Below are 15,592 nucleotides of genomic sequence, written 5' to 3'. Positions count from 1 at the left end.
CCCTCTCAGGCGATGATGTCAGGGACGATCTGATCTTCCAGCTTGGAGAGCCTGTCCTTGATAACGAGCTTCTTCTTTTTCATTCGCTGGATCCGCAGAGCATCGCATCCGGTCTGAATCATGGCGTTGATCGCGGCGTCGAAATCCTCGTGCTCCTGGCGCAGACGCGCCACTATGAGCCTGATTTCCGCCTGTTCCTGATCGGCCATATGCATTCCCCGTTATCGTCCTTTGGACCTTGTCCGATCTGGCGATGATTTCCGCAAGCTCCTATCACCAAATACAGGTAACGGCTAGTTAGTCTTGATCATGAAATTGCCATCCAGTCTTCATCTTTTGGCCTTCGACAAGCCTTCAAAAATATGTCACAGTCCCGCCCGTTGACACCTTGATCCCCGACGATGTTGGCCGGGGAGGGTAAGAGGAAGGAAGGGTCATATGACTGTTCAAGCTCATCTTGAGTCACTCCAGAAAAAGCATGTCGCTCTCGAGGAGGAGTTGCACGCGCTCAGAACATCTCCCTCTATTTCCGATACGGAACTTGCCGAATGCAAGCGCCGCAAGCTGCGCATCAAGGACGAGATTCAGCGTCTTAAGTCATCCGTCCACTAGTCTTCCCAAGGGTCGCCGGGCGATCATCTTGCGCAACAAGGTAAATCCATCCATTCCACCAAAAATTTGCAAGAACCGGTGATTTGACACCATATTTGCGCCAGTCCGATGCATCCGGCATCGTGGCTGGCGCTTTTGGGTCTGTCACGTCTCACATCGCATTCTTACGATTCGCATCGTATCCCCAGATCTTACGGGAACATGCATCAGGCCCAGAACTGATCCAGCCACAAATTGAGCGTGTCGAAGCCACGGTTATTGACTGCGTAGATGCGTTTGGTGCCTTCCGAGGTCACGGAAACGAGATTGCTGTCGAGAAGCGCCTTCAGGTGCTGCGAAACAGCAGGACGGCTGATCGGCAGGCCTTCGGCGAGCTCATTGACAGTCCGTGGCGCGCGACGCAATTCCTCCAGCAGAAACCGCCGGTTCGGATCGGCAATCGCCGAGAAAGGGTCCGTGTTCGACATGGCGGGAACGCTACGTCAAACCGGCCGTGCCAGCAAGGAAATTGTGCATTGCAGCGCGCTGCTTCAAAACTCCTTCATTCGAGATCGATCTAAGAATTCAAAGCGCTACAGCCTCCTTTGTGCGTCTGAAGAGACGCGCGGCGCTGGGCCTTTTACCAACCAAGGCCCTCGCGCACGATCAGAAAGGCGGCGATCAGCGCCATTGCATACATGAAGGGGTAGAAGATCTGTGGCTTCATGCGCCGCACGCACCAGGCGCCGGCGATGGTGGCGAGCGGGGCGAAGGGCAGAAGTGTTGCCGAGGTCGCGAGGTTTTGGGTGCCGAGCTGGCCGAGCGCGAAATAGGGGATCAGCTTGATGGCGTTGAGGATCGCGAAGAAGCGCACGCTGGTGCCGGTATATTCGCGTGGCTGCAATTTGAGCGGCAGGGCATAGATCTGGAAGGGCGCGCCGCCGGCATGGGCGACGAAGCTGCCGTAACCGGAAAATGTGCCCCAGAGGCTGGCGGCTACCGGCCGCTGGCCGCGCGGCGGGATCACCTGGCCGGCGCCCGGCCTGAAATTGTTCCAGAAATAGCGCAGGCAGAAGAAGATGGTCACCGCGCCGATGACGATGCGCAGCATGTTGCCCGGAACCAGCGCCGAGGTTGCCCAGCCCAGCGCGATGCCGAAGACGGCGCCTGGCAGCATGATCTTCAGCGTCGCCCAGTCGCCATGCTTGCGCCAGATGACAAGCGAAATCATGTCCATGAAGACCAGGATCGGCAGCAGGATGGCGGCCGCCTCGACCGGCGAGACGACGAGGGCGAGGAAGGGCAAGCCGATCAGCGACAAAGCGTCGCCCATGCCGCCCTTTGCGAGGCCTACCAGCAGAACGGCGGGCACGGCGGCGTAGTAGAATGACAAATCCTGCGGCATGCTTTCGACGTCCTCCTCTTGCCAGCCTCGTCTAACGGAACTACTCACACAAAACGAGTGCGGATCCCTCATTTCGAAGGGGAATTCGCAGGAAACGGAAAGACCCCATGACCGAACCGGAAAACCGCTGCCGCCTTGTGCTCATCGTAGCCGATATCGCCGATGCCGATGAACAGGCAAAGATCGTCGCCGACGCGCTGAAGGGCGGCGACGTCGCCTCGGTGATCGTGCCGCAATACGGGCTTGACGACGGCACCTTCCAGAAACATGCCGAAAAGCTGGTGCCGCTGATCCAGGACGCTGGCGCCGCCGCGCTGATTGCGGGCGACAGCCGTGTCGCAGGCCGGGCGAAGGCCGACGGCCTGCACCTTTCCGGCAATGCTGAGGCCCTTTCGGAGGCGATCGACAAACATGCGCCGAAGCTGATCGTCGGCGGCGGCAACGCGGCCGACCGGCACCATGCGCTGGAGATCGGCGAAGTCAGGCCGGACTATATCTTCTTCGGCAAGCTCGACGGCGACATCAAGCCGGAGGCGCATCCGAAGAACCTGGCGCTTGGCGAATGGTGGGCCTCGATGATCGAGATCCCCTGCATCGTCATGGGCGGCACCGATCCGGCCTCGGCGCTCGCCGTCGCCGAGACCGGAGCGGAGTTCGTGGCGATGCGGCTGGCGGTTTTCGCCGAGCCCGCCCGGGCGCCGTCCGTCGTCGCCGAGATCAATGCGTTGCTTGACGAAAAAGCGCCACGGTTTGAGGATTGAAATCGCGCTCATGCCGATCCCGCCCGCCTGTCTTTTGAAATATCTCCTCGCCGGTATGGCCGCCTTCCTTGCGGCCGGGCCGAATGTTGCCTTGGCACAGGCGCCGGACAGCGTCATCAGCCAGCCGGGCACAGGCCCGGCTTCGACCTTCCGCACCGACCGGCCTTCGAGCCCGGGCGTGCAACCCTCCGATGGCGTCGGCGTATTCGACCGCATGGGCGCGAAGCTGCCGGACCTGCCGCCGGAGAAGGATTACAAGGGGCCGATCGACGAGGCTTACGGCGCCTTCCAACGCGGTTATTACCTGACGGCAATGGACAAGGCGCTGCCGCGCGCCCAGCTCGGCGATCCGGCGGCGCAGACGCTGATCGGCGAAATCCTCTCGCAGGGCCTCGGCGTCAAGAAGGACGTGAAGAACGCTGCCTTCTGGTACGGCAAGGCGGCCGAAGGCGGCGATGCGGCGGCGATGTTCAAATATGCGCTGATCCTGATGGAAGGCGAGGGCGTGCCGCGTGACAAGGTCAAGGCCGACGACTACATGCACAAGGCGGCCGAGGCGGGCAATCCTTCGGCGGAATTCAACTGGGCACAGCTTCTCATCGCCGACAATCCCGGCGAAAAGGGACTGAGGCTGGCGCTGCCATTCTACGAGAAATCGGCCGAGCAGGGCATTGCCGATTCGCAATATGCCGTGGCGCAGATCTATGCGACGCTGAAGGACCTGCCGGAAGAAAAGAAGAAGCTCGCCCGCGAATGGATGGTGCGCGCGGCGCGCGCCGGCTTCGACACGGCCCAGCTCGATCTCGGCATCTGGCTCGTCAACGGCGTCGGCGGGCCGAAGGATTACGTCAAGGGCTTCGAATGGCTGAAACTTGCCGCCAATGGCGGCAATGTCGCCGCGCAGAACAAGCTCGCCCATCTCTATATCAACGCGATCGGCACGGCGCCCAATCCGATCGAGGCGGCGAAGTGGTACGTGCTGTCGCGCCGGGCCGGGCTCGCCGATCCGGCGCTCGAGGATTTCTATCTCGGCATCGAGGACACCCAGCAGAAGGCGGCGATCGATGCCGCCAACAAGTTCCGGCGGCGATAGCGGCCGTATCCTAACTTAGAAAAGCGCGTCAGCGAAAAGATCCTCATCGTTTTCGGCTTTGGCGGTTTCGGCGGGAGCGGAGGTGCTGTCCTCGCTCGCCGGAATGATGCCGCGATGAATGCTGCGCTCCTGGACCATCGTATAGTGCTTGAAGATCTTGCGGTCGAGCGGCGCGATCGTCTCAGCGAGATCGGAGATATCGGCGACATCGGTGCCGGCGACGCCTTCGAGCAGATCGGCGCAGCCGGCAAGGACTTCGCCGAGATTATGCTGGAAATCGAGCTTGCCGATCAGCAGGCTGATCTTGGTGGCGACCTCGCGACCGTTCTCGGCGAGCACCTTCAGCTCGTTTTCCATCACATTGGCTGCAGAGCGGATGTTGCCGACGGCCGAGGTCAGGCTTTCTCCGAGGTTGCCGGCTCCGGCATCAGCGGCGGGGGCGACGCGCCCGGCCGCGGCTTCGAGCGCCGGCAGGCCGTTGACGATGGCGTCGGCGGAATCGTCGAGCTTGCCGGCGAAGATGCGCAGCTCGGCGGTGACGACGTTGATCGACCTGCCTTCCTCGCCGAGCCGGCTGCAGCGCAGGTTGGTATTCAAAGCCATATAGTGAATGTCGGTCTTGACGGCGCGGATGTTGCCGATCGCTTCGGAGAGCTTGGCCGCCGTACCGATCGTCGATTGGCTCACCTGGTCGGCCTGGCGGCTTGCCGTATCGACCTGCTTGACGATTTCATGGGCGGCCGAAACGCTGGATTCCAGCGCACGCATGAAGTTGCCGCCGGCCTCGCCGCTCTGACCGCTCATCTGATCGCGCAGCTTGAGGATCTCCCGCATGTCGTGGTCGAAACTCGCGATCGTCTTGACGACGTTCTCGGAATCCCGCTGGAAATTTGCGCACATGTCGCTCATCTGCGCCGCCGTCAGATGGTGAATGACGTTCTGGAGGCGCTGGCGCGCGCCGGCGTCGAGTCTGGCGCCATCATCGCCGGCAAAGAAATCTTCAAGCAGCGAAAAGGTGGCCTGCACATGCTCGATGCGCTGGCGGGTGATATCGCCGATCTGCAGGGCGGACAGCGTCGAGGCGACCTTGCTCTGGACTGCGCGGGCAATTGCGCCGACCTCGCGGGCGATGACGCCGAGATCCTTGCGATGTCCCGCGATCTTGGCGGCATCATCGCGCAGGGCTCCGGCGACGGCCGGAACAGTATCGGCGTAGCTCTTGGAAACGCTGGCGCCAAAGGAGGCTGCGAGCTTGACCTCCTTGTCGAGACTGTCGAGGTGCGTGGCGAAACGGTTGACCTCGTCAGTGCCGGAATAGATGCGCTCCAGGATCTCCTGGGCGAAGCCGGCGAATTCGGCAAGGCCGGCGCCGGTGATCTTTACGGTCACCGCGAAGGTTCTGAGATAACGCATCGTCTCCTGCATGTCGGCGACGTGCTTGCGCAGCTCCCTGCCGGTATGCGCCAGCGAGACGAGCGCCTGCTGGCGGTTTTCCTCGGTGACGGGCAGCGCCATCAGGCTCTCCACCGTGGCGCGGAGATCGGCGCTGGTGTCGCTCGCCTCCTTGTTGTCGAGCGTCGTGGTGACACTCTCGAGCGAGTTCAACAGACGGTTGAGGACATCCATCACCGAGAGCAGCACGGTGCCGCCTTCGAGGAAACGTTCCTCGACCTGGCTACGAGCAGATTCCAGGGTCTGGCTGATGTCCCGCCCTGACGTGTAGGCTGCAGCGTTCGATGATACCAGAGCGTGTGCCACTTTTATACCTTTTGTTAAAATACAGGCAATTCGACTCTATTTTTACGGGCAGGATGGAAACGTCCGGTAAACGCGCCGGGACTCGCCGGCGTTGTGATTAACGAAAGATGTTGATGGCGTGTCGGTGAAAGCCTAACGCTCGGCTTTATGATTCAACATATTGTTTTTATTTTATTTATTTCTAAATTTTGAGAAAAAAATACAACTTATCCCGGATGAGAATTGGGAGTCTGGGAATGCGCTATACGGCAGTTTCCTACAACCGCTGTTTACTCTGCATTAACGCTGTCGTGAGAGTCCTTTTAGGGTCATCAAGTATTTTTCTGGCCCAGGAGGCTGCATTGGATACTCAGAAACAATATTACGAACCTATAAATTTGCCAGTTGTCCTCAGTATTCGTAACGTGTCCGAACTATATTCAAAGTTTACTGATGAATTTCACAGCAATGATACAATCATCATCAGCATTCCCGAAGGCGCGGAAGCGGATCTGAGTTTCGTTCAACTCATCGAATCCTCGCGCCGCCAAGCAAAGGCCAAGGGAAAGACGCTCAGACTTTCTTCGCCGGCCAGCGGCTCGGTCCTGAAGGTACTTGAGCGCGCAGGTTTCATCGAATCCTTCGATCATGAAGATGCAAAGTTCTGGTTGCATAAAGAGGTGGCGTTATGACTGCAAATATCCTGACTGTCGACGATTCTGCCAGCATTCGTCTGACCACCAAGGTCACGCTGACCAATGCCGGTTATAGCGTCACCGAGGCGGTCAATGGGGCAGAGGGCCTGGCTACGGCCAAGGGCAGCAGCTTCGATCTGATCGTGACCGATCTCAACATGCCTGTCATGGACGGGCTGACGATGATCGAGGAACTGCGCAAGCTGCCAGCGCAAGCCGGCGTTCCGATCATCTTCCTGACGACGGAATCGGACGCCGATCTCAAGGCGCGCGCCAAGGCCGCCGGCGCGACGGGCTGGCTGACCAAGCCGTTCGACCCTGAAAGCCTGGTGAAGATCGTGAAGAAGGTTCTCGGACGATGAGTACGCTCGATCCCGTCGCCGTATTCCGCACGGAAGCCGCCGAATGCCTCGAAGCGATCGAGGCCGGTCTTCTCGACCTGACCCACCAGCTCGACAACAAGGATCTGGTCGACGCCGTGTTCCGCGGCCTCCACACGCTCAAGGGCTCCGGCGCGATGTTCGGTTTCGAGGCGCTCGCCGCCTTCACCCATCATTGCGAAACGGCCTTCGACCGTGTCCGCAAGGGCGAAGTCGCGGCGACCAGCGAACTCGTCGCCGCCGTTCTCGCTGCGCAGGACCATATGCAGGCCTTGGTCGACCAGCCGGACGCCGATCATGGTGATACCGGGCATAAACTTCTGACGCAGCTGCAGGCTGCCGTCGGCGGCAGGGAAGCGGCGCCAGCAGCAGCGCCGGCTGCTGTTTCCGTACCCGCAGTCGCGCGCGACGCAGCGGCGATGAAGAAGAAGAACAGCTGGCGCATCCGCTTCAGCCTGCCCGCCAATTCGATGGCCAACGGCACCAACCCGCTCGGCCTGCTGGACGAGCTGCGCGATCTCGGCGAATGCACCGTGCGCGCCAACACCTCGGCCATTCCGCCCCTCGACGCGCTGGCTCCGACGGAACTCCACATTTCCTGGGACGTGACGCTGACCAGCGAGCAGGACCGCTCGGCAATCGACGACGTCTTCATCTTCGTGCTCGACGACATGGAACTCAGCGTCGAGGAGATCAGCGGGCAGGCAGCGGCAACCGCCGCTCCGGTCGAGGAAAAGGCAGCACCTGCGCCTGTCGCCGCGGCATCGCCGGCGCCCGTTTCGCCGACCACCGTCCCGGAGTTCCGTCCTGTCGAGGCGGTTCCGGCCAAGCGCGAGGCGCCTGCCGCCGTCAGCCAGGCGAAGGCGGCCGAGAATGTCCGCGTTCCGGCCGAACGTCTCGACGAACTGATGGACCGCGTCGGAGAGCTCGTCATCGCGCAATCGCGCCTCAGCCAGCTCGCCAGCGCCAGCACCGATATCGCACTGCGCTCCGTTTCGGAAGAAATCGAACGTCTCTCCGGCGAATTGCGCGACACGATGATGGTGCTGCGCATGGTGCCGGTCGCCACCCTTTTCTCCCGCTTCCGCCGCCTCGTTCACGATCTCGCTCGCGAGACCGGCAAGGTGATCGAACTGGTGACGGAGGGGGAGAGCACCGAAGTCGACAAAACCGTCATCGAGCGTCTGGCCGATCCGCTGGTGCATCTGGTACGCAATTCGATCGATCACGGCCTCGAAACGCCCGCTGACCGCCTTGCTGCCGGCAAGAGCGAAGCCGGCACGGTGACGCTTTCGGCCCGCCAGGCCGGCGGCGAGGTCATCATCTCGATCAAGGACGACGGCCGCGGCATCAATCGCGAACGGGTTCGCGCCAAGGCGGAATCCTCCGGCCTCATCCAGCCCGGCCAGCCGCTTTCGGACTCCGAGCTGCTGCAACTGATCTTCGCTCCCGGTTTCTCCACAGCTGCGGCGATCACCAATCTGTCCGGCCGCGGCGTCGGCATGGACGTGGTCAAGAAGACGGTCGAGGCGCTCCGCGGCGCGATCGACATCGTCAGCCTGCCGGGGCAGGGGTCGGAAGTGTCGCTGCGCATCCCGCTGACGCTCGCCATCATCGACGGCCTGCTGGTGCGCGTCGGCTCCGGCCGCTACGTCATTCCGCTCTCGGCGGTCGAAGAGTGCCTCGAACTCTCGCTTGAGGAAGATCTGCGCTCGCGCGGCCGGAGCTTCATCTCGCTGCGTGACAGCCTGGTGCCGTTCCTGCGCCTGCGCGATCTCTTCCGCACCGGCACCAAGCCCGACCTGCATCAGAAGGTGGTCGTCATCTCGACCGGCACGGAGCGCGTCGGCCTCGTCGTCGACCAGATCATCGGCGACCATCAGACGGTCATCAAGTCGATGTCGAAACTGCACAGCAACGTCGCGACCTTCTCGGGCGCGACCATTCTCGGCGACGGCAGCGTCGCCCTCATTCTCGACGTCGGGCACCTGGTTGCCGCGGGTCAGCAACAGGAGGCGCAATTGCGGGTGGCAGGATGAGCGCAACAGCAGCAACAGCCGAACGATTCGACAAACACTGGAGCTATGCCGAGGAAGTCGAGGTCCTGACCTTCGATCTCAACGGTGAAACCTTCGCGTTGGAAGCCGTCATCGTCCAGGAAATCCTGGACCTGCTTCCCGAGACTGCGGTGCCGGGCAGCCAGCCCTTCGTCGCGAGCGTCATCAACTTCCGCGGCAAGGTCATTCCGCTCGCCGACCTGCGTCTCGCCTTCGGGATGGAGGCGGCAGAAGCCACGATCGACAGCCGCATCATCGTCATCGAGATCGATCTGCAGGGCGAGCAGACGCTCGTCGGCCTCAGGACCGACAAGGTGAACGAGGTGACGACGCTTGCCAAGACCGCGAGCGAGGCACCGCCGAGCGTCGGCATGCGCTGGCGCGCCGACTATATCAACTGTCTGGTGAAGAGGGGTGGACAGTTCATCATCCTCCCAAATCTTCAGGCAATTTTTTCTTCACGACATAATGCGGCGGGAGCCGGCAACTGATTTTGGATGAATTCACAAGGGGTTAGACCGATGCGACTGACAATTAAGACGAAACTGGTGATCGCGTTCACCTTCATCATTCTCCTGCTCACGGGCACGGCTTCCTATGGCATTTTCAGCCTCGGATCGCTGAACGATACGATCGGAAATCTGCTCGCCGGCCCTGCAGCCCGCCTCGACCTCGCACAGCAGATCAACATCGCGCAGCTCGAAGCCATCCGCCAGCAGAAGAACCTGCTCACCGCTCGTACCGCCGAGGACACGGCCGCTGCGATCGAAAAGGGCAATCAGGCCCGCAAGAATTTCAGCGACGCCTTCAACCAGGTGCTGACGCTTGCAACGGAAGAAGGCAAGGCGCGCTGGGCGCGTGTCGCCGAACTTTCCAGGACCTTCAATACGGCTGACGACCAGATCAGGGAATTCCTGAAGACCGGCAACACCGAAGGCGCAAACACCGTCTCCGTCACGACGGCGCGTGTTGCCGCCAACGATATCGACGCGACGCTCGACGAGATCCTGAAGCTTGAAAAGCAGCGCATGAAGGCTGCCGACGAAAGCGCCGACGCGCAGTACACGACGACACGCACGACGATGATCGCCGTCGCAGCCGTTGCCCTGCTGATTGCCGCCACGACCGCCTTCTGGATTGCCAGCACGATCAGCAAGGGCCTCAGCCGCGCCAACAACGTGGTCCGCGAAGTGGCAGAAGGCGATCTGACGAAGATGGCCGATATCAACAGCCATGATGAGATCGGCGAACTTCTGGGCAACGTCAACATCATGATTGAACGCCTGCGCGGCGTCGTCGGCGATGCACTGTCGGCGGCCGACAACGTCTCCTCGGGCAGCCAGGAGCTCTCGGCAAGCTCCGAGCAGGTGTCGCAGGGCGCCACCGAACAGGCCGCGTCGGCCGAAGAGGCTTCGGCCTCGATGGAGCAGATGGCAGCCAACATCAAGCAGAACGCCGACAACGCCGCGCAGACCGAAAAGATTGCCCGTCAATCCGCCAAGGATGCCGAAGCCAGCGGCGAAGCGGTGACCCGTGCCGTCGACGCCATGCGCACCATCGCCCAGAAGATCGGCATCGTCCAGGAAATCGCCCGCCAGACTGACCTTCTCGCCCTCAATGCCGCCGTGGAAGCGGCGCGTGCCGGCGAGCACGGCAAGGGTTTTGCGGTCGTCGCCTCCGAAGTGCGCAAGCTTGCCGAACGCAGCCAGTCGGCCGCTGCCGAGATCAGCTCGATGTCGAGCGATACGGTCAAAGCCGCAGCCGACGCCGGCGAAATGCTCGGCCGCCTGGTGCCCGATATCCGCAAGACGGCGGAGCTGGTCTCCGAGATCAGTGCCGCCTGCCGCGAGCAGGACATCGGCGCCTCGCAGATCAACGAGGCGATCCAGCAGCTCGACAAGGTGACGCAGCAGAATGCCGGCGCCTCCGAACAGATGTCGGCAACCTCGGAAGAACTCGCCTCCCAGGCCGAGGAACTTCAGACGTCGATCGCCTTCTTCAAGGTCGATACGGCAGGCAGCGCACGGCCCGGCGGCCACAAAACGCAGCCGAAGACCACCGCCAAGGTGTTGAAGGCTCCTGTCGCAACTCGCAAGCCCACACCGGCAGCACACAATCAGAGCTCCGGCCATTCGGTCTCGGCGCAACAGGCCCGCGCTAAAGGATTTGCCCTCGACATGTCGATGGGCGGCCCCGACGCCGGCGACGACGACTTCAGGGTGAGCGCATAGCGCTCCCCTGGCGAAAGCGCCTGACGCCTTCGCCTCAACGTGATCTCTCAGGCCGCCCGGCGGCCTGAGGCTGGGTGCCCCCCAACGTGTGTAGGCGTTGGCCAAACGATTGATAGATGTCCGGCTGTCGGGAAGTGAATGTAGTCGCTTTCCTCCTTTACAGGCTCTTCATTTTTCAAGCTCGACGTCCCTCCGCCGGGACGTCTCTCTATCCATTCGTTTTGACCACATACAGGGGATACCACATGCGTTTCACAATCAAACTCAAGCTGGGTCTTGCCTTCGGCATCATGACGCTGTTGCTGATCGGCATTGCCGTCTACGGAAGCATGAGCCTCGGTACGTTGAACGATGCGAGCGGCAAGATGATCGACGGCCCGATGCGCCGTCTGGAATTGGCGCTGAATGCCAATGTCGCCGAAGTCAACGCCATCCGCGCTCAGAAGAACGCGTTGCTTGCTACCGATCCCGACGCTGCCGCCGGCTTCTACAAGGAGGCCGACCAGAACTTGCAGGCCATGTTCGACGCCGTCGATGCCGGCCACGCCATCGCTTCGCCCGAAGGCAAGCCCTATTGGGAAAAGCTGCAGACGATCGGCGCGAAATTCCGTGATAGATCCGCCGAATTGCAGCAGCTTGACGCCAAAGGCGATCAGGCCGGCGCATTGGCGCTTTCGCTCGGCGATCTGCGCACGATGACCAATGACATGGGCGACGCGATCGCAACCCTCATCGATGTCCAGCGCAAGGGCATGAAAGCGACCGACGAGGCGAATGCCGATCTTTACGGCTCGACCAAGCTGATCCTCAGCATCGCTTCCGGCATCGCCGTGCTCGTCGCTCTCGCCGCGGCGCTGTGGATCACGCTCGGAATCAACAATGGTTTGAGGAAGATCACGACGGTCGCAAACGCCGTTGCAATCGGGGACCTCAGCCAGAGCGTCGACGTCAGGACCAATGACGAGATCAAGGATCTCATCAACACGGTCAATAGCATGACCGCCAATCTGCGCGCCACGGCGGCGCTTGCCGACCAGATCGCCATGGGCGACCTCAGCATCGATGCCAAGCCGCTCTCCGACAAGGATACGCTCGGCATCGCGATGCAGAGCATGATCTCCAACCTGCGGACGACCGCTGGCATCGCCAATCAGATCGCGAACGGGGATCTGACCGTGTCTCCGAAGCCGCTCTCCGAAAAGGATGCGTTGGGCATCGCGCTCGAGCAGATGGTCGAGCGCCTGCGCGGCGTCGTCGCCGATGCGATCTCGGCTTCGGAAAATGTCTCGGCCGGCAGCCAGGAGCTTTCGGCAAGCTCGGAACAGGTGTCGCAGGGCGCCACCGAACAGGCCGCTTCCGCCGAAGAGGCTTCCGCCTCGATGGAGGAAATGGCCGCCAACATCAAGCAGAACGCCGACAATGCCGCGCAGACCGAAAAGATCGCTCGTCAGTCGGCGAAGGATGCGGAAGCCAGCGGTGAGGCTGTCTCCCGCGCTGTCGACGCCATGCGTACGATTGCCCAGAAGATCGGCATCGTCCAGGAAATCGCCCGCCAGACCGATCTCTTGGCGCTCAACGCGGCCGTTGAAGCTGCTCGTGCCGGCGAGCATGGCAAGGGCTTTGCGGTCGTCGCTTCGGAGGTGCGCAAGCTTGCTGAACGCAGCCAGTCGGCTGCCGCCGAAATCAGCTCGATGTCGAGCGATACCGTCAAGGCTGCCGCCGATGCCGGCGACATGCTCGGCCGCCTGGTGCCCGACATCCGCAAGACTGCGGAACTGGTCTCCGAGATCAGCGCCGCCTGCCGCGAGCAGGATATCGGTGCGGCGCAGATCAACGAGGCGATCCAGCAGCTCGACAAGGTGACGCAGCAGAATGCCGGTGCCTCCGAACAGATGTCGGCGACCTCCGAGGAACTCGCCTCCCAGGCCGAGGAACTGCAGACATCGATCGCCTTCTTCAAGGTCGATACTGCGGGCGGGCGCCGCGAGCGTGCACCGGCTGCAAAACTCACCGCCCGCAGCCGGGTTGCAGCCGCCCTCCGCAAGCCGGTCAGCAAGGCGCCGGCCAATACGGTCGCCGGCCAGCAGGCGCGCGCGAAGGGTTTTGCCCTCGACCTGTCGATGGGCGGGCCGGATACGGCCGATGACGAGTTCCGTGAAAGCGCATAGGGCTTTTCCGATGCAGAAGCTGGGGGCCGCGGTGGATAGCGGCCCTCGATTGAACCGGTGCATGGACGCACCTGGTCATGCCGGCTCCGCTGGTGACGCATGAAGCGTTTTTACGACGGCACGATGTGCGATCTGGCGGAATATCCGCCGCGGTACTAACGGGGGTTTGAAATGCGCTTCACAATCAAATTAAAACTGAGCCTAGTGTTCGGTTTCATCGTTCTCCTGACCTGTGCGATGGCCGGTCTTTCGATCTATAACCTCTCGTCGCTGAACAGCGAGATCTCGATCATGGTTGCCGGTCCGGTCGCCAATCTGCGTGATTCCGGCGATCTCTCCGATGCCGTGATGCGCTCGATCCGCGCCGAAAAGGATGCGATCATCAACACCGATCCGACCAAGATCGCCGGTTATGTCGATGAGATCTCGCAGCAGCGCGAGCAGATCAAGACATTGCAGGCTCGCCTCGCTGCTTCGGAAGACCCTGATATCAGGAATGGCATGGGCCAGTTCGGCGATCTCTACGGCAAGTGGACAGCGCTGCAGGCTCGCGTCGCCGGTCTCGCCACGCAGAACACGACGGAGTCCAACGGTCAGGCCGGCGTCATCTCGATGGGCGAAGGCCAGCAGGTGACGACCCAGCTTCTCGGCATCCTCACCAAGCTGAACGACACGGTGACCGGCAATGTCGCCGAAACCGACGCCGCCACCAACGACCAGTATGCGCACTCACGCAATCTGCTTGTCATGATGACGATCGGCCTGATCATCGTCTCGTCGGCAGCAGCAATCTGGATCCTGCTCAACATTTCGCGCGGTCTGAAGCGCGCCGTCAACCTTGCCGATGCCGTCAGCATCGGCGATCTCGAACAGACTATCGAGCACAAGAGCAACGACGAAATCCGCGATCTCGTCCATTCGATGAGCCGGATGACGGCGAACCTGCGCACTACCGCAACGATCGCCAACCAGATCTCGAACGGCGACCTGACTGTCTCTCCGAAGCCCCTTTCGGAGAAGGATATGCTCGGCATCGCGCTGGAGCAGATGGTCGAGCGCCTGCGCGGCGTCGTCGCCGATGCGATCGCCGCCGCTGAGAATGTCTCGGCCGGCAGCCAGGAACTGTCCTCGAGCTCCGAGCAGGTGTCGCAGGGCGCCACGGAACAGGCCGCATCGGCCGAAGAAGCATCCGCCTCGATGGAAGAGATGGCTGCGAACATCAAGCAGAATGCCGACAATGCCGCTCAGACAGAGAAGATCGCCCGTCAATCCGCCAAGGATGCCGAAGTGAGCGGCGAAGCGGTTTCCCGTGCCGTCGACGCCATGCGCACCATCGCCCAGAAGATCGGCATCGTCCAGGAAATCGCCCGCCAGACTGACCTTCTCGCCCTCAATGCCGCCGTGGAAGCGGCGCGTGCCGGCGAGCACGGCAAAGGCTTTGCAGTCGTCGCCTCCGAAGTGCGCAAGCTTGCCGAACGCAGCCAATCGGCCGCTGCCGAAATCGGCGCGATGTCCGGTGATACTGTCAAAGCCGCCCAGGAAGCCGGTGACATGCTCGGCCGCCTGGTGCCCGACATCCGCAAGACGGCGGAATTGGTCTCCGAGATCAGCGCCGCCTGCCGCGAGCAGGATATCGGGGCTTCGCAGATCAACGAGGCGATCCAGCAGCTCGACAAGGTGACGCAGCAGAATGCCGGCGCCTCCGAGCAGATGTCTGCGACTTCGGAAGAACTCGCCTCCCAGGCCGAGGAACTTCAGACGTCGATCGCCTTCTTCAAGGTCGATATGGCGGGCGGGCGCCGCGAGCGCGCGCCGGCTGCCAGGATGACTGTCCGTAGCCAGGCTCCAGCCGCTGCCGCCCGCAAGCCTGCGCCCAAGAAGTCGGCAGCCAATAGCGTCGCCGGTCAGCAGGCGCGGGCGAAAGGCTTCGCTCTCGATCTCTCCATGGGCGGTCCCGATGATGGTGACGCCGAATTCAAGGAAAGCGCATGATCATGGCCACCACCTCCCTGGAAGCGCAATTCGTGACCTTCAGCCTCGGCGACGAGATTTTCGCCGTGCCGGTTGAGGTCGTACGGGAAATCCTCGACTATGCGGAAGCTTTCAAAATTCCGAATGGTCCCGACTATCTGCTCGGCCTGCGCGACGTGCGCGGGCAGGGCGTGCCGACGATCGATCTCAGATTGAAGCTCGGCATGTCGAAGACCGTGCCGACGCCGCATACGCGTGTGCTCGTGCTCGACGTACCGATGGAAAGCCGGCTGCTGACGCTTGGCCTCGTCGCCGACCGCGTCTTCGAGGTCACGCCGTTCCGGCGCGAGCAGATCGAGGCGGCGCCTGATATCGGCGTGCGCTGGCGCTCGGACTATATCGCCGGCGTCGTTCGTCGTGAAAACGGCTTCGTCGTCATCATCGATCTTGCACGCTTGCTGTCGCGCGAGGACGCCTCGGCACTGCAATCGGCGGCCTGACCG

At 61.9% G+C, this 15,592-nt stretch carries 15 protein-coding genes; 11 read left to right on the top strand and 4 right to left on the bottom strand.

Going from position 1 to position 15,592, the window contains the following annotated elements:
- Window positions 1–5: 5 nt before the first annotated feature.
- The gene (locus V8P77_RS14535) at window positions 6–209 is read right to left on the bottom strand and encodes a YdcH family protein (protein ID WP_335913090.1); all 204 of its coding nucleotides are present in this window, start codon (window positions 207–209) and stop codon (window positions 6–8) included.
- A 229-nt stretch (window positions 210–438) separates the two neighbouring features.
- On the opposite strand from V8P77_RS14535, the gene V8P77_RS14530 reads away from it, so the two are divergent.
- On the top strand, window positions 439–612 hold the full coding sequence (locus V8P77_RS14530) for a YdcH family protein (protein WP_003542831.1): 174 nt from the start codon (window positions 439–441) through the stop codon (window positions 610–612).
- Between the two features lie 206 nt (window positions 613–818).
- Here the strand turns inward: V8P77_RS14530 and V8P77_RS14525 are convergent, their stop codons facing one another.
- Window positions 819–1,079 (bottom strand): ArsR/SmtB family transcription factor, encoded by a 261-nt coding sequence (locus tag V8P77_RS14525; protein WP_017962043.1) that lies wholly within the window; start codon window positions 1,077–1,079, stop codon window positions 819–821.
- Between the two features lie 152 nt (window positions 1,080–1,231).
- Complete coding sequence (locus tag V8P77_RS14520; protein WP_335913089.1) at window positions 1,232–1,996, bottom strand: sulfite exporter TauE/SafE family protein; 765 nt, start codon at window positions 1,994–1,996, stop codon at window positions 1,232–1,234.
- Window positions 1,997–2,103: 107 nt separating this feature from the next.
- Between V8P77_RS14520 and V8P77_RS14515 the strand changes: the two genes are divergently transcribed.
- Window positions 2,104–2,757, top strand: coding sequence for a thiamine phosphate synthase (locus V8P77_RS14515; RefSeq protein WP_335913088.1), 654 nt, complete (start codon window positions 2,104–2,106; stop codon window positions 2,755–2,757).
- A 10-nt stretch (window positions 2,758–2,767) separates the two neighbouring features.
- Window positions 2,768–3,850 (top strand): tetratricopeptide repeat protein, encoded by a 1,083-nt coding sequence (locus tag V8P77_RS14510; protein ID WP_335913087.1) that lies wholly within the window; start codon window positions 2,768–2,770, stop codon window positions 3,848–3,850.
- Window positions 3,851–3,865: 15 nt separating this feature from the next.
- On the opposite strand, the gene V8P77_RS14505 is transcribed toward V8P77_RS14510, so the two are convergent.
- The gene (locus V8P77_RS14505; protein WP_335913086.1) at window positions 3,866–5,608 is read right to left on the bottom strand and encodes a methyl-accepting chemotaxis protein; all 1,743 of its coding nucleotides are present in this window, start codon (window positions 5,606–5,608) and stop codon (window positions 3,866–3,868) included.
- A 341-nt stretch (window positions 5,609–5,949) separates the two neighbouring features.
- Between V8P77_RS14505 and V8P77_RS14500 the strand changes: the two genes are divergently transcribed.
- The 8 genes from V8P77_RS14500 (at window position 5,950) to V8P77_RS14465 (ending at window position 15,589) form a co-directional block, all read left to right on the top strand.
- A complete protein-coding gene (locus V8P77_RS14500; protein ID WP_335913175.1) occupies window positions 5,950–6,279 on the top strand; it encodes an STAS domain-containing protein in 330 nt (109 codons plus the stop codon).
- On the top strand, window positions 6,276–6,644 hold the full coding sequence (locus tag V8P77_RS14495) for a response regulator (protein WP_003542824.1): 369 nt from the start codon (window positions 6,276–6,278) through the stop codon (window positions 6,642–6,644). The genes V8P77_RS14500 and V8P77_RS14495 overlap by 4 nt, the downstream gene beginning before the upstream one ends.
- Entirely contained in the window at window positions 6,641–8,701 is a 2,061-nt protein-coding gene (locus V8P77_RS14490; RefSeq protein ID WP_335913085.1) for a chemotaxis protein CheA, read from the top strand. Before V8P77_RS14495 ends, V8P77_RS14490 begins: the two co-directional genes overlap by 4 nt.
- Window positions 8,698–9,210 (top strand): chemotaxis protein CheW, encoded by a 513-nt coding sequence (locus tag V8P77_RS14485; protein WP_335913084.1) that lies wholly within the window; start codon window positions 8,698–8,700, stop codon window positions 9,208–9,210. The genes V8P77_RS14490 and V8P77_RS14485 overlap by 4 nt, the downstream gene beginning before the upstream one ends.
- 30 nt (window positions 9,211–9,240) lie before the next feature.
- On the top strand, window positions 9,241–10,950 hold the full coding sequence (locus V8P77_RS14480; protein WP_335913083.1) for a methyl-accepting chemotaxis protein: 1,710 nt from the start codon (window positions 9,241–9,243) through the stop codon (window positions 10,948–10,950).
- A 245-nt stretch (window positions 10,951–11,195) separates the two neighbouring features.
- Window positions 11,196–13,118, top strand: coding sequence for a HAMP domain-containing methyl-accepting chemotaxis protein (locus V8P77_RS14475; protein ID WP_335913082.1), 1,923 nt, complete (start codon window positions 11,196–11,198; stop codon window positions 13,116–13,118).
- 171 nt (window positions 13,119–13,289) lie between these two features.
- Window positions 13,290–15,110 carry a HAMP domain-containing methyl-accepting chemotaxis protein gene (locus V8P77_RS14470; protein ID WP_335913081.1) on the top strand — a complete coding sequence of 607 codons (1,821 nt, stop codon included), beginning with the start codon at window positions 13,290–13,292 and terminating at the stop codon, window positions 15,108–15,110.
- The gene (locus V8P77_RS14465; RefSeq protein WP_205936846.1) at window positions 15,107–15,589 is read left to right on the top strand and encodes a chemotaxis protein CheW; all 483 of its coding nucleotides are present in this window, start codon (window positions 15,107–15,109) and stop codon (window positions 15,587–15,589) included. The genes V8P77_RS14470 and V8P77_RS14465 overlap by 4 nt, the downstream gene beginning before the upstream one ends.
- Window positions 15,590–15,592: the final 3 nt, after the last annotated feature.

The sequence above is a fragment of the Rhizobium aouanii genome (assembly GCF_037002925.1).
In the GTDB taxonomy this organism is placed as follows: domain Bacteria; phylum Pseudomonadota; class Alphaproteobacteria; order Rhizobiales; family Rhizobiaceae; genus Rhizobium; species Rhizobium aouanii.
This window is presented reverse-complemented; position numbering and strand designations above follow the sequence as displayed.

Excerpts from the sequence above, each read along its gene's own strand:
- V8P77_RS14535 (WP_335913090.1), bottom strand. The coding sequence starts at position 209 with ATGGCCGATCAGGAACAGGCGGAAATCAGGCTCATAGTGGCGCGTCTG.
- V8P77_RS14530 (WP_003542831.1), top strand. The coding sequence starts at position 439 with ATGACTGTTCAAGCTCATCTTGAGTCACTCCAGAAAAAGCATGTCGCT.
- V8P77_RS14525 (WP_017962043.1), bottom strand. The coding sequence starts at position 1,079 with ATGTCGAACACGGACCCTTTCTCGGCGATTGCCGATCCGAACCGGCGG.
- V8P77_RS14520 (WP_335913089.1), bottom strand. The coding sequence starts at position 1,996 with ATGCCGCAGGATTTGTCATTCTACTACGCCGCCGTGCCCGCCGTTCTG.
- V8P77_RS14515 (WP_335913088.1), top strand. The coding sequence starts at position 2,104 with ATGACCGAACCGGAAAACCGCTGCCGCCTTGTGCTCATCGTAGCCGAT.
- V8P77_RS14510 (WP_335913087.1), top strand. The coding sequence starts at position 2,768 with ATGCCGATCCCGCCCGCCTGTCTTTTGAAATATCTCCTCGCCGGTATG.
- V8P77_RS14495 (WP_003542824.1), top strand. The coding sequence starts at position 6,276 with ATGACTGCAAATATCCTGACTGTCGACGATTCTGCCAGCATTCGTCTG.
- V8P77_RS14490 (WP_335913085.1), top strand. The coding sequence starts at position 6,641 with ATGAGTACGCTCGATCCCGTCGCCGTATTCCGCACGGAAGCCGCCGAA.
- V8P77_RS14485 (WP_335913084.1), top strand. The coding sequence starts at position 8,698 with ATGAGCGCAACAGCAGCAACAGCCGAACGATTCGACAAACACTGGAGC.
- V8P77_RS14480 (WP_335913083.1), top strand. The coding sequence starts at position 9,241 with ATGCGACTGACAATTAAGACGAAACTGGTGATCGCGTTCACCTTCATC.
- V8P77_RS14475 (WP_335913082.1), top strand. The coding sequence starts at position 11,196 with ATGCGTTTCACAATCAAACTCAAGCTGGGTCTTGCCTTCGGCATCATG.
- V8P77_RS14470 (WP_335913081.1), top strand. The coding sequence starts at position 13,290 with ATGCGCTTCACAATCAAATTAAAACTGAGCCTAGTGTTCGGTTTCATC.
- V8P77_RS14465 (WP_205936846.1), top strand. The coding sequence starts at position 15,107 with ATGATCATGGCCACCACCTCCCTGGAAGCGCAATTCGTGACCTTCAGC.